Genomic DNA, 20,149 nt, shown 5'->3' with positions numbered 1-20,149 from the left:
CGCGAGCAACAGATTCCGGGATGAACCTATGCCAAACTACCTTAACTGCACCGCATTTAAATTCGCACTGTTGTTTTCATCTGTGGCACTTATTACTGCTTGCGAAAAAGAGCCAGTTAAAATCACTCCTAAATTGGTCGTTGTTGAAAAGGTCGCTACTGCAACTGTGCCCTTGTATGGCAACTATGTTGGCGTCACTAAAGCCTCATTGGATGTTGAGGTGAGAGCCCGGGTAGACGGTTTTGTTGAAAACAAGAGCTTTATTGAAGGTAGCGCCGTTAAAGCGGGTGCGCTGTTGTATCGTATCGATAACCGTCCCTATGTAGCGGTGGTTAATCGCTTAAGCGCTAATGTTGAGTCCCAGCAATCGGCACTTGAAAAAGCACAGCGAGATGTCGAGCGTTTAAAGCCATTGTATGAGCAGGATGCGGCCAGTCAGTTAGATTTCGATAATGCGCTGTCTATTCTTTCCCAAGCTAAATCGAGTGTCGCAGCCAGCAAAGCACAGCTTGAAGAGGCAGAGCTTGAACTTAGTTATACCGAGATTAAGTCACCAATTAGTGGCTTAGTGAGTCGCTCTGAAGTGGATATCGGCGCGCTTGTGGGCAGCAGTGGTCAATCACTATTAACCCGAGTTAAGCAAGTTGACCCGATCTACGTCACTTTCAACATGTCGGCGCTGGACTACCTTAATGCTCGTCGCCGTATGACCAGTTATAAAGAGCAGCAAGCTGCAGAATCAGAGGGCAAAGCGGTAGAAGGCTTCGTTACCATCACTTTACCCGATAATAGTGAATATCGATATTTGGGTGATGTTGGCTTTACTGATCCATCGGTAAATCCTGAAACGGGAACCTTTCAGGTAAGGGCGGAACTCCCTAACCCAGATAAAGAGCTACTTCCTGGTCAATATACCAATGTAAGGATTAAACTCAGTGAAGTTGATGATGCGATAGTGATCCCTAACAAAGCCACTCAAGTCGAGCAGGGTGGGGTTTATGTAATGGTGGTACTGCCTAACAATAAAGTTGAGCGTCGCTTTATTGTGGTTAAACACCAAATTGAGATGGGCGTGGTGGTTCAAAGCGGATTAAAAGCTGGCGAGCAAGTGATTGTTGAAGGTATGCATCGTGTGCGCCATGGGCAGCTTGCTGAGCCATTAACTGCAGAGCAGTACTATCAAAAAGAGGATCTGAAACAAAAAGAGCAAGCATTGAAACAGCAAGAGCTTGAGCAGGAACAGGAGGACAACTAATGGCACAGTATTTTGTTAATCGTCCGGTTTTTGCCAGTGTCATCTCGATAGTCATTGTTCTGTTAGGGCTGATCGCCATGTTTCAATTGCCCATTGATCAATACCCCTATATCACCCCGCCGCAGGTAAAAATATCTGCATCTTACCCTGGGGCTACATCAACAACTGCAGCTGAATCAGTCGCTACACCATTAGAGCAGGAGCTTAATGGACTGCCAAATATGATCTACATGAGCTCAAAAAGCACTAACTCAGGTAGCTCCAATATCACCATTACTTTTGATGTTGGGACGAATCCTGATCTTGCTGCGGTAGATGCTCAAAACTCTACCCAACAGGCAACGGGCAGTTTACCTATTGATGTGCAAACCGAAGGAGTGTCAGTTTCTAAAGAGGCCTCGGTTGAGCTACTAAAGTTGGCACTCACTTCTGAAGATGAGCGCTATGATGAAATTTACTTAAGTAACTATGCCACCATCAATATTGAATCGGCGTTAAAGCGTATTCCTGGGGTTGGCCGTGTCCGCAATACCGGCTCGCGCAGTTATTCCATGCGAGTGTGGCTTAACCCCGACACGATGACGGGTTATGGATTAACAACGACAGATGTTATTGATGCTATTAAGGCTCAAAATAAGGAGTCTCCCGCTGGCAGTATTGGTTCGCAGCCTAATGCAGATACACTAAGCATGACACTGCCTATCACGGCTGCAGGGCGGATGAGTAGTGTGCCGCAATTTAATGAAATTATTGTGCGAGCCAACTCCGATGGTTCAATCATACGACTGCGTGATATTGCCAATATTGAGCTGGGTTCATCAGCGTACACTTTGCAATCTCAGCTTAATGGCAATAATGCCACTATTTTGCAAGTGTACTTATTGCCTGGTGCCAACGCGCTAGAAGTAACCAAAAAAGTTAAAGCAGAGATGGCAAAGCTGTCACAAAAATTCCCCCAAGGAATGAATTGGGAAGTCTTTTTTGATGCCTCTGTGTTTATCGAAAACTCCATTGAAGAGGTCGTGAAAACGCTCATAGAAGCGTTGATACTGGTTATCTTAGTGGTGTTTTTGTTTCTGCAAAACCTTCGTGCCACCTTAATTCCAGCCATTGCTGTACCCGTTTCATTAATCGGTACGCTTGCAGCAATGCTTGCTTTTGGCTTTACCATTAACACCGTCAGTTTATTAGCATTGGTGTTAGCCATTGGTATCGTTGTTGATGATGCGATTGTGGTGGTAGAAAATGTTGAAAGGTTAATGCACGAAAAGGGCTTAAGCCCTGCTGAGGCAACTAAAGTGGCGATGAAAGAGCTTTCTGGCGCCCTTATTGCAACCAGTTTAGTGCTTGCGGCGGTATTTGTACCTGTCTCTTTCTTATCTGGCATCACCGGTATCATGTACCGAGAATTTGCTGTGGCTATTACTGTTGCAGTGCTCATCTCTACCGTTGTCGCTCTGACTCTTTCTCCGGCATTGTGCGCCTTATTGCTTAAGCCAGGCGACAAAGCGACCTCCGGGTTCTTTAAATGGATGAATGATCATTTAGATACTGCTACAGCCAAGTATGTTGGTTTGGTAGTGTTAACCAATAAGCATGCTAAGCGCAGTTACTTGATGTTTGCACTGATGGTGGGCGGCGTGTATCTGATAATGAGCTCTTTACCGTCGAGCTTTATGCCTGATGAAGATCAGGGCCGGTTCTTTATCGATATGTCATTGCCAAATGGCGCAACAGTGAATCGCTCGCAAGATGTACTCAAAAAAGCCGAGGCGATAGTGTTGGCTCACCCTGCCATTGAATATTCCTTTACACTCGCTGGCGAAAATAGACGTTCAGGCTCTAACCAAGCTAACGGACAATTTGAGGTTATTCTTAAACCTTGGTCTATGCGTGCAGACAGTGACGCTACAGTACAAAATGTGATGGATGATATTAGGCATGAGCTACATGATGTACTAGAGGCTGAGTTTAAAATCTACTTACCTTCAGCAGTGCCAGGTTTGGGTAATGGCTCTGGGGTGGAAATGGAACTGCAAGATACATCAGGCAGTAACTTTAAGGGCTTGATGGAAACGGCTGATGATCTGGTGGAGACACTGAAGCTACAACCTGAGATCGCTACCGCTGGACTGTCTTTACAGACCGCAATCCCACAACTGCATTTGAGCGTTGATGAAGCTAAAGCGATGGCAATTGGAGTTAAGGTGTCTGATATCTATGGCACGATCAAAACCTTTACTGATTCATCGACGGTGAATGATTTTAATCTCTTCGGTCGGGTCTACCGAGTAAAAGTACAAGCTGATGAGCAGTTCCGGCAATACCCTGATCAGATTGAGGACTACCACGTTCGCTCTGCATCGGGAGCCATGGTGCCTATTGGTGTGTTAGCTAAGTATGACTACTCCGTCGGGCCCGCTGCAGTGACTCATTATAATATGTTCACTAGTGCGTCGATTAATGCATCGCCAGCAAAAGGTTACGCTTCAGGTGATGTGATTAAAGCAATCGAGCGAGTTGCTAAACCTATGCTCCCTGATGAATTTAGTTACGAGTGGACGGGGATCACCTATCAAGAGGTGCAATCTGCTAACCAAACCGCGATAGCAGTGACACTGGCTATGCTGTTTGTATTTCTATTTTTGGCTGCGCTCTATGAGAGTTGGACTTTACCCATCGCAGTACTGCTGATTGCACCGATTGCGATGTTAGGTGCCTCATTGGGCACGCTTATCAGTGGTATGGAAAGTAATCTCTTTTTCCAAGTTGCCTTTATCGCACTTATCGGTATGGCGGCTAAGAACTCAATTTTGATTGTTGAGTTTGCCAACCAGTTACATCAAGAGGGTAAGAGCCGTTTGGACTCTGCGCTGGAAGCTGCCAATATGCGCTTTAGACCCATTTTAATGACCTCTTTGGCATTCATTTTGGGCGTATTGCCATTAGTGCTGTCGGTAGGCCCTGGCGCCGTAAGTCGGCAAAGTATCTCCATTCCAATTTTATGCGGGATGATCTTCGCAACCACCATTGGCATAGTGTTGGTGCCGCTATTTTTCGTGACGACGGCTGGCTGGGTTCGCAGTAAGATTAGCGGTAAATCTGCTACCGCGGAGGTGTCTACTCATGCCTAAACCAGTACATTCTCGGCAGAAAAAGGTTATCAACTCAGGCTCACATAGGTCTTACTTAAAAAACCTTAAGCTCAAATTTAGCATGGCATCAAGCATGTTATTGCTTTCTGCTTGCGCTATGGGGCCAGACTATCAAAGGCCTGAGCTGGATATACCGCAACAATATCTTGATGAGTTACAGCAAGCAGACGGGCAGAATGTCGGGCTTAAACACTGGCGTGAGTTTTACCTCGACCCAGAGTTACAGCGTCTAATTGAACATGCCCTTGATCAAAACCTTGATTTGGAGGGCGTTCGTTCAAGATTATTGGCTGCTAGGGCTGGAGTCACAGTCACTGATGCTGAGTTATATCCAGTGGTTGGACTAAACGCCAGTGGTGAGCGGGCACTTGATAGTGCATTAACCAGTACCGATCCTGTAGAAGAAGATACTTTTTATATTGCTGGTACGGTTTCATGGGAGCTGGATCTTTGGGGGGCGAATCGTCGCCGCAGTGAAGCTGAATTGGCTAATTTTATCTCATCTCAAGAGGCACTGAATCTAGCCACTATCAGTCTCATTAGTGATGTGGCTGGTCGTTACTATGAATGGCTTGATATTGAGCAGCGTTACCAAATTTCACTTAATACCGCTGCACTGCGTAAAAAGGAGCGAGATCTTGCCAGGTTGCGTAAGCAAAATGGCGTGATATCTGGCTTGCAAGTCAGACAAGCTGAAGTGGAGTATCAAAGTGCCAAAGTCACATTGCCCGATCTCGATTATGAGCGCAGTGAGAAGGCCAATCAATTACGGATCCTATTAGGGGAGTTTAAGTACCCACTAACGCCTAAAACAGAAGCGCAGTTAAAAGCTGAAGGCCCACTGTTCCCTGACTCATTTGCAGTTGGCATACCTTCGCAAATGCTATCGCAACGTCCTGATGTTAAAACCGCAGAGCAAGCTCTTATTACTGCCAACGCCAATGTTGGAGTCGCTAAGACCGCTTTTTTCCCAAAATTCACCATCAGTGGTAGCTATGGTTCAGAGTCTTCAAATCTGAGTGATATTTTTGATAGTGAAGGGGTAACGTGGTCACTACTCGGTGGTATAACTGCGCCAATATTCAACTCTGGTAAGATTTCGGCGCAATATGATATTGCGCAAGAGGAAGCAAAACAGGCGATGCTCAAATACAGGAGTACTGTGCTTGCGGCCTATTTTGAAGTTAACGATGCAATGAATAGTTTTAGGCGTTCAGAATTAGCCATTGAAGCACAGCAAGAGTTGGTTGAAGCATCAACAGAATATACGCGCTTAGCCATGCTGCGCTACCGCAATGGCGTGTCTAGTTCATTAGATTTGATGGATGCCCAGCGGAATTTGTTCAGTGCTGAGCTGACGTTAAGCCTGGTAAAACGTGACCGACTGCTGTCAATGATTACTCTGTACCGTGCATTAGGCGGTGGGGTGTTAACCAGTGAAGAGATGCAAACTGAACTTGAGAAAGAGTAACTATACTGCAAGATTTTAAAAGTGCTATTTTTAGTTAGTCGTTCTTTTTAGTGAACAATCTTCAAGGAGGAATGATGAGTTTGAGTGCAGGAAAATACGATATGGTTCGATTTGTGTTGCTGGTTGGCGTGCTCGGTTGGGGAGTTTCCACCGCAGTGATCGTGCAGTTAATTCAGATGATTATGGGAGACATGTCGTTTTTTGATGGGCTTATATCCTCATTGATCATTTTTCCTATAGCAGGGATTCTATTTGGATATAGCATGTGGCGAGTCAAGCTTGCTAAGTCTTTTGAAGGCTAAATATTTGTTTGCTTTATTGCGCCTATTGCCCTCTCTTGCGAGTAACTTTCAAGCTAAACAGGATTTAGACAGGAGCCTTTATGTTTTATCGTTCTCGATTATCGAAGCCCTTTTTATTGGTAATTTACATCACTTTTGCCACTGTGGGGATTTTTCAGGCAGGCTACCTTATCGGTTTGGCTGCGTACTCAGAGGATTTTAGTTTCAGTGCTATTAACTCAATACAGATTAGCCTACTTGGATTGGGAAGTTGGGGGATATTTGAATTGGTAAGAAGGCTAAAGAAGATGACTCTAGAACCTCAGTAAAAGTCGCAAGTAAATATGCTTTAGCCGATAACTCCCATGCTGATAAAATCCTCTTAAACACAATAAAGGCCAGCATTTGCTGACCTTTCATTATTTTACAGTTAAAAATTACTTAGCTAACTGAAAAGGGTATTTTTGAGCTCCGCTGCTGGGATCTTAAATGGCTCAATTAACCTAGGTGGCCTAAGTACTAACGCACCTTGGCAGTTGTTACAGGTGAAATGCATTTTTTCACTGCAGCTTTTGCAATAGGTGCACTCGAAAGAGCAGATATAAGCGACCTCTTTTCTCGCTAGCTTGGTCTTGCAGCACTCGCACTCTGTTTTCATTCTTAACATAAATTCACTCCCTTGAATAACTAAGCTACTTCTACTTCTACTTCTACATCTAAAATTAAAACACTGGTAACAAGGTTTTTCTCTTCCATGAGCTTGTTACTGTTATAGCCACAATTAGGCTTTCATTGCGTTCCAAAACATCGAAAAGCTTGCCTGCTTGTGTGTTTCATCTTGCCACTTATCTGGGTGGTCTAAGAAGTACCTTGTCGCGGCCAAATACTGACCGTGGCAACCTTCTAGCATCAATGATAGCGGATAATTTGCGAGAACGCCTGTTTTTTGACCAAGGGTGATCAGTTCGCCCATAAAGCTCAATATTCCTGTCATTGCTTGCTGCCTGACTTCTGCTGCAATTGAAGGTGACATTGAATATTGCTGAAAGAACTCCTGCTTTAACGGGTTGGCAATCGCCCAATCGATAGCAACATTCCACAGGTATTCAGCGTCTAACTGCAGATCTCCCCTGTTGCTCGGTTTCGATTGTATTTCAGTTGCAAGCTCTTGCTTTATATTGAGAAAGAGATAGTTCATCAATTCATTTTTTGAAGCGAAATGATGAAATAGCGTCCCTGTTGCCACTCCTGCAGTTTTGGCGATAGAGGCCGTTGATGTGGCATAAAAGCCCTGGCTGACAAAGAGTGTCAGCGCAGTGTCTAGTATGGCTTGTTTTTTATCTATTTTACTCATCAGTGAGATTATCCTAATGCTTTAGCGCAGGAAAAACTTTGTCAGCAATTGTTGCAACGCGCCGCCATAAGGAGGGTGGACTAGTTTTCCAGTATTAAAGAACTTGCCACGCTTGAGAATCGTTTTAGCATGACTGAAGGTCAAGAAGCCCTCTTTACCGTGGTAGTGTCCCATTCCTGATGGACCGATACCACCAAACGGTGCGTCATCCGCGGCAACATGAAATACGGTTTCATTAATACAAACGCCGCCAGAGTGAGTGTGGTTCATGACTTTCTGCTGAGTCGTCTTATCAAAGCTCATTAAGTAGAGTGCTAATGGACGCGGGCGTTGATTAACGTAATCGATGGCTTCATCTAAGTCGTCGTAAGGGATAACGGGCAGTAATGGACCAAATATCTCATCTTGCAGCAATAGCATATCGTCGGTGGCGCCAGTAATAACTTGGGTGGGGACTTTACGTTTTTCAGTATTAATCGCTTCGTCATTGGCACTCACTACAGTTGCGCCCTTTGCTTTAGCATCATCGAGAACTTGCATCACACGGTCAAACTGACGTTGGTTGATGATACTGCCATAGTCTTTGTTGTCACTGACTTGGCCATACATCTTGGTAAATTTTGTTTTGTAGGCTTGCACAAAATCATTAAGCTTTTCTTTAGGCACTAGCACGTAATCGGGTGCGACACATATTTGACCTGAGTTAAGACACTTACCGTAGATCATGCGCTCAACTGCAATATTCATATCAATATCATCGGCGACGATAACCGGTGATTTACCACCAAGCTCTAAGGTCACTGGGGTAAGGTTTTGCGCTGCACTGCGCATAACGTGACGACCAACGGTAGTGGAGCCGGTGAACAGCATATGGTCAAACGGTAGCGATGAGAATTCTGCAGCAACATCCGCTTCGCCTTCAACGCAGGCAACATGGTTTTGATCATAGATGCTTGCAAGCATGGCAATCAGGACTTTGTTGGTCTCCGGGGTAAATTCTGACAGCTTTATCATTGCTCGGTTACCGGCAGCTAATGCGGTGATCAGAGGGCCTACCGATAGCATGATAGGGAAGTTCCAAGGCACAATAATGCCGACAACGCCAAGCGGTTGGTATTGCACTTTAATGCTTGCCGGAGCGAGCAATAGGCCTGCATGCCGGCGACTTGGTTTCATCCACTTTTTCAAGTGTTTGAGACTGTAATTGATGTTGTTGATACACGGCATGATGTCAGAGATATTACTGTCATCAATTGAGCGGTTACCATAATCTCGGTTTAACGCCTGAACCAGTTGCTCTTGATGGGCTAATATCGATTTTTTAAGGCTCTTTAGGTGCTCAATTCTAGCCTCATAGGATGGAGCAGGCTGAGCGAGATACTGAGTACGCTGCGCGACTAGAATATCTGATAAAGGCTGTGTTGCTTGTTGTTGAATTGGCATGTTCATTTTCATCGCTCCAGAGAGTGCTTTTTAAATAACCGACTGATTAGTCGGTCTGATAGTAATCCACTTTTTTGTAAAGGTCAAATATCAGTTTGTTTTGTGAGCAAGATCAACTTCACTTAGCTAAACTGCACTAAAATGAAATGAGGTATTACATCAACAAAGGAGATAAAGATGAGTGATAAAACACATGGAATATCAGTGGGTATAGAGCGGTTTGATAACAAGTTCCACTTGAGCTTTACCGCGAAGGGCAAGCTGACTCATCAAGATTATCAATATATGGTGCCTATGATTGAGTCTGCTTTAGCTGGAGTCGAGCATCCAGAAATTAATGTTATTGCTGATGTCACTGAGCTTGATGGTTGGGAGTTAAGAGCTGCGTGGGATGATCTTAAACTTGGGTTAGCTCACGGGCGGGAGTTTAAAAAAATCGCGGTGGTCGGTAGTGGTAACTTTCAGGAGTGGATGACAAAAATTGCGGGTTGGTTTACCCCCTATGACGCTAAGTTCTTTGAAGATCGGGAGCAAGCATATAAGTGGTTAAAAGATTAAAGTTGAACGAGTTAAAAATTTTTTACTCAAACTATTAAGCTGTTAGTTTGTGGCTGTATAGGCTGCGATATATAAAGCCTTTATGCTAGCGATTCAGCTTTGATGTCTGCTTTAGCTTTAGATGAGTTAGAACGAATGACTAAAGTGATTTGCAGCCACAGCAAAGCCTAATTAAACAATGTTTGGAGGAATTCGATATGCGTAATCGACAAATATTATGCCCGACCGACTTTTCTGAAACCGCTTCGCATGCACTGAAATATGCGATAGAGATGGCTAACCTTTACCATGTAGGTTTACGATTGGTGCATGTTATTGATCAGCCTGTAGGACTTGAGAACTACCAAATACTCACCGTGACGCCAGAAGAGCTTGCCAAGAGCATGGAAGATAATGCTGCAGAGCAGATGCATGCCTTGTTAGCCGAGCTTAATAGTGAGTTGTCAGTAGAGAGCGTTATTCGCCATGGCGTTGCTTCGGAGCAGATCCTTAAAGAAGCGGAATGTTCAGAGGCGGGGATGATTGTTATTGCTAGCCACGGTCGTACGGGCTTATCTCATTTCTTGGCCACTAATGTTGCAGAAGCGGTGGCGAATCGGGCTAAGTGCCCTGTGTTAGTGGTGAAGTAGCAATAGCAAATCTTGATTACTAACATTATCAGTTAAAAAAAGGAGTCGCTATGCGTACTCGTCAGATCCTTTGTCCAACAGATTTCTCCATCACGGCGTCACATGCGCTCAGTTATGCGGTAGAGATGGCAAATTTGTATGGCGTCAGTTTAAGGTTGCTACATGTGATGAGCGAGCCATTTAATGAGCATCACTATGGCTTAGCGGTTGAAGCTGTGGCAGAGCTTGAGCAACAGATAACTTCGTTTGCGACTGAAAGTTTGCAAAAAATTCAGCTCGATATACAGGCGGAGCTCAATCATGGTCTCAATGTACAAACCGTGATCCGCAGTGGTGATGTGTTAACTGAGATTCTAGCTGAATCAGAGCAAGGGGAAGTCGGCATGATAGTGGTTGCTAGCCATGGTCGACAGGGCATTGCGCACCTACTTAATCCCAATATTGCCGAGGCATTAGCGAATAAAGCTAAAACCCCGGTGTTAGTGGTTAAATAAGCTTGCTTGAACAATTAGCAAGTCAGGGGCGTGTTAGTTTCCCCCCGCTAGAAGCTAGATCCAGGTTGCTGCAAAAATGCCAATTCTGCAGCAGTAGATGTGCGGCCTAAAATCGCATTTCGATGTGGGTAACGGCCGAACTGTTCGATAATCGCTTTGTGCCTGAGCTCAAACTCAAGGTTACCTTGAGCGGCTTCTCGGCTAAATAATCGCACTGCGACTTCGTGGACGGCAAGCGATTCACTGTGCATATAGGGCATGAATAAAAATGCTACTTGCTTGGCTTTAAGTTCGCTATCACTGTTAAGTGCAACGGCTTCTTGTGCTAGCACTAAAGCGACCGGATCGGCAGCAAAAGATTGCGGCGTATCACGATAGATATTACGTGAGAATTGATCTAGCACGATTATTTCCGCTAAGCGTCCCTCTGGCGTTGCACGCCAATGGTAAAGCTCTCCTGCAACGGCTTGTTTTAGCAGGGCTTCAAAACGATTCTTTATCAGCGCATCAAACTCGGTATCTTTTATCCACCACTGTTTCGCTTCTATCTCGTTAAACCAAAAATGCAAAATAGTATCGGGAGTTACTGGGGTGTTTTCTGCTATTTGATCCATGGTTAAATCCAATTCCTGTGGTCATTATGAACAAGCGATAGAGATCGCTCAGCGATATAACGGGCATCGATTACTGATATATAGGGTAGCTTAATACTGCCGCTAGCAAGTCCAATTTCAAGATTAGCTAATTGACTGCGTTTTTGACTCGGGGTTTGGCTCATTGCAACATGCTGAACTTTACTCAATGCGACAAGTTGCCAAGAGTGGCCGAGTAAGCCTGAGTGAAACCACAGGTTATCCCCGTCAATCACATAACCATATTGGCGATATCTTAGGTAGATCCCAATACAAAATAGGCTAGCAGCAATCCAAAGGATCTCTGTAAATATATCTAAACCATGAAAGTAAGTATTAATTGCAGGAACCAGTAATGGCAGTAGGCCACGCCGCCAAAACCAGCCTAGGTGGATATGTTGGTAGGCTTTAGGCTGCGTGGTGGAGGTTGCCTCAATACCTTTTAGCTTTGGTAGTAGCTTGGCAATATCTCTACGAGACATCGTCGGTACCAGCATGTTACTGCTGCCACGCTGCTCAATTTCATGACCTTTTACTTGCTGGAAATACACCGTCCAGCGTTGAAAGAGTCGGCCTACTAACGGTTGATATAACTTAACGACTTGAATGCGTTTTATTGCTAAAGCATCGTTTTGTTTGGCGATAATCCCGCCCGTGCGATGTAAGGTATTTCCACTACGACTTAAGCGATAGGGAAAGTATTTCAGCACCGCTGATGTCATCGAGAGAATCGAAAACAGTAGATAGAATAAAGTTAAAGCCAATAATGCAAAGGCAGCCTGTAAAATAAAGCTGATAGCGATATTAACATCGTACCAAGCCCAGAACGCTTGCACGGATTGCAGGTTCTCCATTGACTCCCAATCGACCTGACCAAATAGTGGCCCCAAGATAACGGCTAACCAAATTGCATTGTTCTGATACAAGCCAAATAGAACCAGCTCTTTAAAGCTTTTTCGTACGACAGTATTGTGTTGAATCTCTGCCGTGCTCGCGCCAACGTCATTACTACTGGTTGGGCTATGCTGCTCTTGCTCTGTCATCAAACGCTTTTTAAGTGCTAACGCTTCTTTGTAATCAAGGGCTGACAGTTCTGCTTCATTGCCTTTAGAGCCGGCAGTTTCAACCACAATGCTATAAAGACCCATAGGCCGGAAATAGAGAGGTTGCTGTAAGCGAACATTCTGGATTTTATTGAAGGGGATCTCGTCGACTTTCTTGAAAATGATACCGTGTTTAATATTAAGCTTGTGAGCATCAATCTTGAATCGAAATTTGAGCCATTGCAGCACGCTGAAGCTAAGAATTAATAGCACGCTTAATAGCGCGACAAGAATTACCCAAGGGCTACTAAAACCCTGCTTCCAGCCAGTGTAAACCAAAGGGATTAGCGCATAACCGTTGCTCAATAGCAGCTTTATAGCGAACAAGGTAAAGCTAATAATAGACCAGGCAGATAGCGATGACCATTCTGCAAATTTATTGCTCATGGCGCGCCTCAGGCTCTTTTATTGCAGATGGCTTAGTTGCGAGCTCATCGGTGCTATCAGGAACTTCAGTTTGGGTAACATTATGCTCTATATCAGTCTGCTGTAGATCGACTTCGTTGGTTGCTGATAGCTCAGTCATGAGTCCATCAGCGCTATTAAGGGCTTCAGTTTGGTCATCGCTTAACTCTGCTTGCTGCGGATCGGTTAAGTGAGCTTTGGCTGCTTGTGCGAGTAAGTGTTGGCGTAAATGCTCTGCGGTTTGTTGCTCTATACCGGGAAGCTCTATTTCTGCACTGCCGCTACCTGCACTAAAACACTTTAAGGTAAATAGATTAAAGTGCCGCTCTAGTGGCCCCTGAGACAGGCTCACATGCTGCAATCTAGAGTAGGGCAGTGAAGTGCGTTTATGCCACCACAGGCCCTTTTCCATCAAGAATTCATGTTCACATACACCATAACCGAGCTTTTGTGCTTGCCTATGCCTAAGATAACCAATGGTAAACATTAACAGCAGAACCGCAGTTATGACGAGGATGACATAGGTAACGCTCAGTGCACCGGGTAAAATGGTGGCGAGAGAGGCGATAATAAAGCCAATTAGTGCAATGAACAAACTTTCATAGAGCACTTGGGTGTAGTAGCGCTCATCAACCTTTTGCAGCTCAACCTCTTCAAAGCCTTGCCATTGCGCCTGAGCGACTAATTGATGTGTCGTATTAGCCGCATGTTCAACTGCTTGCTGAGTACTGGCAGTGTTATCGGGTTGTTCAGCTCTGTTTTGTGATTCTGCTGCAGTGGTATTTTCCAAGTGTGAATCATCCATTTCATTACTCATTTAGCACGCCTTAACTTCAGCGACTATATCAGTATCTGGCAATTCACTGCCAGCGTGAGACATATTTGGCAACATTTTGGTTCACTAAAGGAACCTAATAACTTGTTATTTACTATGGATAACGTAATTTAGCGGCTATAACTTTTTGAAGATAAAACTAAATGAACCCTCATAAAGCCGTATCGAAGCAGCAAAAAGCATTTTATAGAAAGCTGTTTATCGCACATCAAATCGAAACTGAAAGCCATAATCTACTGTCTTTGCATAAACTCACAGGTATGCCCCGCAGAACCTTGCAAGATTCAATTGCCGCGTTTAGTGACTTAGGAATTGATTGTGAGTTCATTCAAGATGAGGGACGTAATAATTCAGGCAGCTATAAAATTGCTGATTGGGGGCCAATTAATGCTACTTGGGTTAGCCAAAATTTAGCGCAAATAGAACAGTTGCTGAATTAAGCAAACCTTATATTAAAGCAGGTCAATTGGATTGATGCAGGGCATTGTCATGCCCTGTGTGTTTACTTAAAGTCTAAAATGCCTATTAACGGATAAAAGCATACCTTTACTTTTAATTTCATCCTAAGACTATGATAAGTATTGGTATTACCTGTATTGTTTTATACGGATAAGGTTTCTCCGTCTTCAGGGATAAATACCTTATCTGCTAGTTTATTCTCCTCCAATACACGTTTGAAAGTCTTACGATCAGTAGGGCAATGATTTAACGCTTCCATATGGTTGGCTATCACCTTGTTAGGTGAAAGTGCCACAAATTCCAATATCTCACTGGTTGACATCAATAATGGTTGGCCTACATCCATCTGTGCTTCACCGGCAGCAACAACGGTAATATCGGGTTGTAGCTCTGTTAGCGCGCGTCTGACATCAGCGGTTAGCACTGTATCACCGCTAATATAAATACTGGGTTCATTGGGTAACTCAACAAAGAAGCCACTGCCGTTAGCCATCACTTTATGGATCCAACCATGGCCATGCTGCGCCGGCACCGCGGTGATCTTACCGCCTAAAAAATCAATGGTCTGCCAGTCATCTACACCGTTAGCGACCGTTATGCCGTACTTTTCTAGATATGCTTTGTCTTTGGCTGGCGTAGTGACCGGAATGCTTCGGCTGACCAAAAACTGCTCGCCAGCGGGATCTAAATGGTCTGCATGCTGTAAAGGCTTAAAACCGAAGGTTTGGCTATGAGTTAAAATAGTATGAGTGACTTTGTTTAATAGATTGTCCGCATTTGTAGGCAAGTCTACCGTCGGATTTTTCTGCGCTTTAAACCGTAGAACAGAGAAGGGCGGGATGGTGCCTTTAGCTCCAAGCATCGGGTCTACTAGAATGAAGTTTTCGCCAGATTCAATGATGAAAGTAGCGCTGCGTAGGTGGTGAATTTTCATAATATAACCTGTTTAAAAAAGTGGTGACCAGATAGGCGTCATTATAGGAAAGTGGATATGTGTGTAATACTGTCCTAAAGGTCACCCTTCGCTCAAATTGGGACAGTGGGATGGATAAAAAGCGATTCAAGGTTATGGTATTGGCATTCGATGGGATCAGTGCGTTCCATCTATCTGTGCCATGTTTGGTTTTTGAAGAGGTCTTTATAGGCGATTATCAACCCTTCGAACTCACCCTGTTTAGTATGACTGAGAAGGCGTTGAAGAATAGCCATGGTTTTTCATTGGCCGTTGAAGCACAGCTGGAGGCGTTAGTAGAGGCTGATATTGTGATAATACCCAGTTGGCCAAGCTCAATGCCATCAGCTCCAGCATCGCTAATAGAGGCTTTGCAGTTGGCGCACAGCAACGGGGCATTGTTAGTTGGCCTGTGTCTTGGCGCGTTTGTTATTGCTGAAACTGGCTTGTTAAATGGGCTTGCTGCGACCACGCACTGGGCGTTTAGCGATAGGTTTAAAGCGCAATTTCCACAAGTGATATTTGATAGTGAACCGCTGTTTATAGAGCATGAACAGTTACTCACTTCGGCGGGTGTCGCGGCCGCATTAGATTGTTGTTTGCACCTTGTTAGGCGTTTATTGGGCACTGAAGTGGCAGCCAACCTTGCAAGAGCAATGGTGACGGCGCCGTTTCGCTTGGGTGGACAACAACAGTACATACCCATACCTATCCCTAAAATGCCAGAAAGCCAAACGAGTCTGACGTTAGTTATGGAATCGATAAGCTCCCAGATAACGCAAGCACACAATATTGACGATGTGGCTCTGCGTTGTGCGATGAGTCGGCGCACTTTTACCCGGCATTTTAGGGCTATTTATGGCTGTAGCTTTAATGAGTGGCTGCTAAATCAGCGACTGGAACTAAGCCAAACCTTACTTGAAACCACAAGCAATTCAATCGCTCTAGTCGCTGAATTGTCCGGTTTTGGTTCCGAAAGTGTTTATCGAAAACATTTTAAACAAGCTTTCAAGGTTTCACCATCACAGTGGCGTCACACATTTTATGGTTAATCTTAGCTATTCCCATAGCCAAATTAACCCAAAATTAAGTGTTACTAATTAAACTACGTGATCCTTGAATATTCAGGGATAATAATCGCTCTTTTTAAAGTGCTTTCAAGTGAGTTTGAGGATTTAGTCCGTGCTAGCCAATGTTTCTGCTTTACAGTCAAAGTTAAAATTAATTGATAACAGCAAAGCTTTTCAAGGCTTTGTCATTTTTGTCATCATTGTCTCCGCTTTATCGATAGGAGCGCATACCTACCACCTGCCTACCTGGATGGAAAAAAGTCTGGTGCTGCTTGATCTTGGCATCACAGTATTTTTTGCTATTGAAATTGTGATTCGATTTCTAGCAAGTGATGGTCCGAAACGCTTCTTTAGTAATGGTTGGAATATTTTTGACACCATCATTGTGATTGGTAGCTTAATCCCCGCGGGTGGCTCGGCAATCTTGCTGGCAAGACTCCTACGTATTTTCAGAGTATTGCGTCTAGTATCGATGATCCCAGAGCTAAGAATGCTGGTGAATGCTCTGTTAAAAGCGATACCAAGAATGGGATATATCGCGCTGTTAATGTTTGTGATTTTCTATATCTACGGCGCTATTGGTAGCATGCTGTTTGCCGATATTAATGATTTTCTATGGGGCGATGTCTCCGTGGCAATGTTAACGCTGTTTAGGGTATCGACCTTTGAGTCATGGACCTCGGTGATGTACGAAACTATGGCGGTATACCCATTGAGCTGGCTCTATTATTTGAGCTTTATTTTTCTGACCGCTTTTGTATTTTTAAACATGATGGTAGGTGCTGTGCTTGACGTAATGACTCAAGAAACCGCAGCAATGCGTGCTGAAGATGAAGCCAATGCTGATTTCCCTGTAAGTGATAAACCTGCGAGTGCAGCCGATGTCGCAGAGTTGAAACAGCAGATAGAAGAGCTAAAAGGTTTGCTGCTGCAAAAGGCAGGATAATAGCAATGCTATAAACACCATTCATATTTTTTCATATTGTTGGTTTATTGGTTCATATCTACTGCCAAAGTTATTAATAACTTGGGAGTAACATTTGTCTCAAATAACACAATGGGATGATGATTATGAAAACTGCACACGCTTTGATGTTTGCAAGCCTAACGGCGACTTCGATGGGCACTGCAATTGCGGCCGATAACAATGAGCTATTTGGTGGCCAGCTAAGCGGTAACGTTAAGTTTGCTACTGACTACGTTTTTCGTGGTGAGTCTGAAACAATGGATGGCGATGTTCCCGTTGTACAGGGCACGTTGGGTTGGGGTAACGATGATGGATGGTACACCGGCGTTTTTGCATCAAACATTAAGTTTGCAGATCCTAACCTCGAAATAGTCACGGCGCCTTATATTGGCAAAGCTGGTAGCTTTGGTGATAGTGGTGTTACGTACGATGTTATGGTGTTTTCATATCTTTATCCGGGCGCTTCTTACTCAAACTACACTGAATTATGGGTCAAGGTTGGTAAGCAGTTTGGTCAGGCGAATGTCACCTTAGAAGTGACTCCAACTATTGACGACTGGTTTGGCGTAGAGGGTTGGCAAGGTGTTAACTATGCAGTTCATCCAAGCTATGATTTTAACAACGGTATTAAGGTTTCAGGCTCATTCGGTTACCAAGATCTTGATGGTGAAGGCGCTGAAGGTTGGACTCACTGGAACCTAGGTGTTGCAGCGAGCTATGTGGGTTTAGATTTTGACTTGCGTTACCATGGCAGTTCAGTTGATGAGTCTCACCTAGTGTATGGCACGCAAACAGAGATCTTTGATGATCGTGTGGTCTTTGGTTTAAGTAAGAGTTTTTAATCTATACCCTCATATAACAGCCGACTTAATAGAGTCGGCTTTTTGTTATCGCGGGTAACCTAAGCTGAAGGTAACGCTGGAGTATTAATCTGTAGTGGGTCAGATTGAGGACTCTCGACGTGTGTTAGCGGCTAAATTATGTATAATTGCACGGGGATTTAAGCCTTGTCTAAATCACTTTTAATTGCCTCTGAAAACAGGCATCTTGAGGTCGAACAGGTATATAATGTGGCGTTAATACAGTGATGCAAAATACCTAAACAGTTTTTGGAAGCAATAGGTAGAGGTGATATATGGGCTATAGGGTGCTGGTTGTTGATGACGAAGCCGTCATTAGAGCTAGATTAAAAGGCTATTTTGAGAAAGAGGGCTATCAAGTCGTCGAAGCTCAAGATGGTGAGCAGATGTGGCATGAGTTTGAGCGGCAACACATCGATTTGGTCATGCTCGATATTAACCTACCAGGCACAGACGGCTTAAGTCTTGCTCGCGAACTGCGCAGCCGTGGTGATGTGGGGATCATCTTAGTGACTGGCCGCGATGAGACCATCGATAAAATCGTAGGCTTGGAGATGGGCGCAGATGATTATGTCACTAAACCATTCGAGTTAAGAGAGCTGTTAGTCAGAGTTAAAAATCTACTTTGGCGCATATCTTTAGTGCAAAAAGCGAAAGATGAAAGCGCTGCTCAAGCAGACCCAAATGACAACATCATTGCCTTTAATGACTACATATTAGAACTGAATAGCCGCCAATTAAGCTGTAATGCAGAGGTTATTAAGCTGACTAAAGCTGAGTTTGAACTGCTCACCGCTTTTGCACTGCATCCGCAACAAGTGTTGTCACGAGACAGACTGATGCAGCAAACTAGCCACCGTAATCAAGACGTTAATGACAGAACCATCGATGTCATCATCAGACGATTGCGCAATAAATTATCTGCTGAGCTATTTGTTACTGTACATGGTGAAGGCTATCTATTTGCCGCCAAGGTTAAAGATTAGAGCTAGAGTTTGGATGACCGAAAATAGTAAAGCTAATTAGTCGACCCCGTTAACGCGATAAATGGGGTAATAGTCAGCCGGCGCTAAGCTGGTTTTTAGTACTTGCTTATTAATATTACCGATACTCTGGCTCTGAATTTTTGGGCCAATATCACCAAAGATTGCTGCGCCTTGAAGCTCTTTTACTGCCACATCAATGGCGAGCATACCTTGTATAACGACTAAGTCATCATTACTAAATTCAACCCTATCCCGATAGATCCCACGAAGAATCGCCGGTGAGAGGTAACTGCTAACCAGTTTGATATCATCTTCAAGTTGCAGCTGCCTTAAAATAGCGACAGCAGCTTCAATGGCTACTGCACTGCCTAGAATATATTGTGGTGTTTGGCTGCTTAGGAGGCTCTCAATTTCATCGCGATACAAATTACGATTGTTGTCAGCGTGACGCACTGCTGAAATAGTCACTTGGCTGTTGATCAGCGCTGCGGTTAACCCTTGTTCAACTAAGCCACTGCCGCCTTGTTTATCGGGGCCAGCTAACAGTGCAACTTGGGTTGGTTGAATGGTTTGACTACGTATATATTGACCCGCTTGAAAGCCCATTTGATACCAGTTTACTCCGATCCGGGTGCTAACTTGTTTGCTGTCTAAACGATTGACTAAGGCGATAATGGGTTTGTTGAGAGGCGGTTGATAGAACTCGAGTATGTCTGGGCGGACTGCGCCAAGCAAGATCGCATCGTAGCTGTGCTTCATGCAGTTGTCGAGCTGACTTAACTGTTTGTCCAGCGCGTAATATCCACCGGCTTCAAACACTGCTAGATGTAGGTTCAGTTTTTTAGCTTGCTCTACTAAACCATAGTTAATACCAGTCCAGTAGCTATCTTTTAAATGCGGCATCAACACGCAAATCCGCCAGTCCTTTTTGGCTTGAGCAAGTGGAGTATATTGTATTGATGTTGTTTGCTGAATGGTTTGATCAAAGGGCTCTCGCTGCTCAAGCGACCATGTAGGCACGGTAACTGCTGCATTGACTAATGGACTGACGAGTGAAAGCGCAAGTAGTAGACTTTTCCATTGCAGTAAAGCTTTCGCCATAGTTAACATCCCTTTGTTTCGTGCTAATGTTAGATACTAATGTTAGATATTGTAACAGCATAGCGTAGAAGAGTGAGTCCTTTGTCATTATCCTTATTGCCGCGCCCCAGATTATCTTTATCAAGAAAGAGCCTAATAG

At 44.2% G+C, this 20,149-nt stretch carries 20 protein-coding genes; 12 read left to right on the top strand and 8 right to left on the bottom strand.

Features of this window, described 5'->3' with window-relative positions:
- Positions 1-28: 28 nt before the first annotated feature.
- The 4 genes from L2730_RS03320 (at position 29) to L2730_RS03305 (ending at position 6,183) form a co-directional block, all read left to right on the top strand.
- The gene (locus tag L2730_RS03320) at positions 29-1,255 is read left to right on the top strand and encodes an efflux RND transporter periplasmic adaptor subunit (RefSeq protein WP_248973294.1); all 1,227 of its coding nucleotides are present in this window, start codon (positions 29-31) and stop codon (positions 1,253-1,255) included.
- Positions 1,255-4,389, top strand: coding sequence for an efflux RND transporter permease subunit (locus L2730_RS03315; protein ID WP_248973293.1), 3,135 nt, complete (start codon positions 1,255-1,257; stop codon positions 4,387-4,389). Before L2730_RS03320 ends, L2730_RS03315 begins: the two co-directional genes overlap by 1 nt.
- Before the next feature lie 82 nt (positions 4,390-4,471).
- Positions 4,472-5,881, top strand: a complete 1,410-nt coding sequence (locus L2730_RS03310; RefSeq protein ID WP_248973589.1) for an efflux transporter outer membrane subunit — start codon at positions 4,472-4,474, stop codon at positions 5,879-5,881.
- 71 nt (positions 5,882-5,952) lie between these two features.
- Complete coding sequence (locus L2730_RS03305) at positions 5,953-6,183, top strand: hypothetical protein (protein ID WP_346347808.1); 231 nt, start codon at positions 5,953-5,955, stop codon at positions 6,181-6,183.
- 424 nt (positions 6,184-6,607) lie between these two features.
- Here L2730_RS03305 and L2730_RS03300 read toward each other — a convergent pair whose 3' ends face one another.
- From L2730_RS03300 to L2730_RS03290, 3 genes are all read right to left on the bottom strand, one after another.
- Complete coding sequence (locus tag L2730_RS03300; RefSeq protein ID WP_248973587.1) at positions 6,608-6,820, bottom strand: DUF1272 domain-containing protein; 213 nt, start codon at positions 6,818-6,820, stop codon at positions 6,608-6,610.
- A gap of 123 nt (positions 6,821-6,943) precedes the next feature.
- Entirely contained in the window at positions 6,944-7,516 is a 573-nt protein-coding gene (locus tag L2730_RS03295; protein ID WP_248973292.1) for a TetR/AcrR family transcriptional regulator, read from the bottom strand.
- A 21-nt stretch (positions 7,517-7,537) separates the two neighbouring features.
- On the bottom strand, positions 7,538-8,965 hold the full coding sequence (locus tag L2730_RS03290; RefSeq protein WP_248973291.1) for a coniferyl aldehyde dehydrogenase: 1,428 nt from the start codon (positions 8,963-8,965) through the stop codon (positions 7,538-7,540).
- Between the two features lie 171 nt (positions 8,966-9,136).
- On the opposite strand from L2730_RS03290, the gene L2730_RS03285 reads away from it, so the two are divergent.
- The 3 genes from L2730_RS03285 to L2730_RS03275 all read left to right on the top strand — a co-directional run bounded on the left by L2730_RS03285 (position 9,137) and on the right by L2730_RS03275 (position 10,640).
- The gene (locus L2730_RS03285) at positions 9,137-9,517 is read left to right on the top strand and encodes a SpoIIAA family protein (RefSeq protein WP_248973290.1); all 381 of its coding nucleotides are present in this window, start codon (positions 9,137-9,139) and stop codon (positions 9,515-9,517) included.
- 197 nt (positions 9,518-9,714) lie between these two features.
- Positions 9,715-10,146, top strand: coding sequence for a universal stress protein (locus tag L2730_RS03280; RefSeq protein ID WP_220736067.1), 432 nt, complete (start codon positions 9,715-9,717; stop codon positions 10,144-10,146).
- 50 nt (positions 10,147-10,196) lie between these two features.
- Entirely contained in the window at positions 10,197-10,640 is a 444-nt protein-coding gene (locus L2730_RS03275) for a universal stress protein (RefSeq protein WP_248973289.1), read from the top strand.
- A 47-nt stretch (positions 10,641-10,687) separates the two neighbouring features.
- Here L2730_RS03275 and L2730_RS03270 read toward each other — a convergent pair whose 3' ends face one another.
- The 3 genes from L2730_RS03270 to L2730_RS03260 are packed head-to-tail and all read right to left on the bottom strand — an operon-like array spanning position 10,688 to position 13,597.
- Positions 10,688-11,254 (bottom strand): DUF924 family protein, encoded by a 567-nt coding sequence (locus tag L2730_RS03270; protein WP_248973288.1) that lies wholly within the window; start codon positions 11,252-11,254, stop codon positions 10,688-10,690.
- Between the two features lie 2 nt (positions 11,255-11,256).
- Positions 11,257-12,762, bottom strand: coding sequence for a PH domain-containing protein (locus L2730_RS03265; protein ID WP_248973287.1), 1,506 nt, complete (start codon positions 12,760-12,762; stop codon positions 11,257-11,259).
- The gene (locus L2730_RS03260) at positions 12,752-13,597 is read right to left on the bottom strand and encodes a PH domain-containing protein (protein WP_248973286.1); all 846 of its coding nucleotides are present in this window, start codon (positions 13,595-13,597) and stop codon (positions 12,752-12,754) included. Before L2730_RS03260 ends, L2730_RS03265 begins: the two co-directional genes overlap by 11 nt.
- Positions 13,598-13,758: 161 nt before the next feature.
- Here L2730_RS03260 and L2730_RS03255 point away from each other — a divergent pair, with 161 nt between their 5' ends.
- A complete protein-coding gene (locus L2730_RS03255; protein WP_248973285.1) occupies positions 13,759-14,055 on the top strand; it encodes a winged helix-turn-helix domain-containing protein in 297 nt (98 codons plus the stop codon).
- 161 nt (positions 14,056-14,216) lie between these two features.
- Here L2730_RS03255 and L2730_RS03250 read toward each other — a convergent pair whose 3' ends face one another.
- The gene (locus tag L2730_RS03250) at positions 14,217-15,008 is read right to left on the bottom strand and encodes an MBL fold metallo-hydrolase (RefSeq protein WP_248973284.1); all 792 of its coding nucleotides are present in this window, start codon (positions 15,006-15,008) and stop codon (positions 14,217-14,219) included.
- Positions 15,009-15,118: 110 nt separating this feature from the next.
- Between L2730_RS03250 and L2730_RS03245 the strand changes: the two genes are divergently transcribed.
- The 4 genes from L2730_RS03245 (at position 15,119) to torR (ending at position 18,909) form a co-directional block, all read left to right on the top strand.
- Complete coding sequence (locus L2730_RS03245; protein WP_248973283.1) at positions 15,119-16,078, top strand: GlxA family transcriptional regulator; 960 nt, start codon at positions 15,119-15,121, stop codon at positions 16,076-16,078.
- A 130-nt stretch (positions 16,079-16,208) separates the two neighbouring features.
- A complete protein-coding gene (locus L2730_RS03240) occupies positions 16,209-17,042 on the top strand; it encodes an ion transporter (RefSeq protein ID WP_248973282.1) in 834 nt (277 codons plus the stop codon).
- Between the two features lie 116 nt (positions 17,043-17,158).
- A complete protein-coding gene (locus L2730_RS03235; protein ID WP_428848428.1) occupies positions 17,159-17,905 on the top strand; it encodes a TorF family putative porin in 747 nt (248 codons plus the stop codon).
- Positions 17,906-18,198: 293 nt separating this feature from the next.
- Positions 18,199-18,909, top strand: a complete 711-nt coding sequence (gene torR / locus L2730_RS03230) for a two-component system response regulator TorR (RefSeq protein ID WP_248973281.1) — start codon at positions 18,199-18,201, stop codon at positions 18,907-18,909.
- Between the two features lie 36 nt (positions 18,910-18,945).
- On the opposite strand, the gene torT is transcribed toward torR, so the two are convergent.
- Positions 18,946-20,010, bottom strand: a complete 1,065-nt coding sequence (gene torT / locus L2730_RS03225; RefSeq protein ID WP_248973280.1) for a TMAO reductase system periplasmic protein TorT — start codon at positions 20,008-20,010, stop codon at positions 18,946-18,948.
- Between the last annotated feature and the right edge of the window lie 139 nt (positions 20,011-20,149).

It is taken from the genome of Shewanella kaireitica (assembly GCF_023284045.1).
Classification (GTDB): domain Bacteria; phylum Pseudomonadota; class Gammaproteobacteria; order Enterobacterales; family Shewanellaceae; genus Shewanella; species Shewanella kaireitica.
This window is presented reverse-complemented; position numbering and strand designations above follow the sequence as displayed.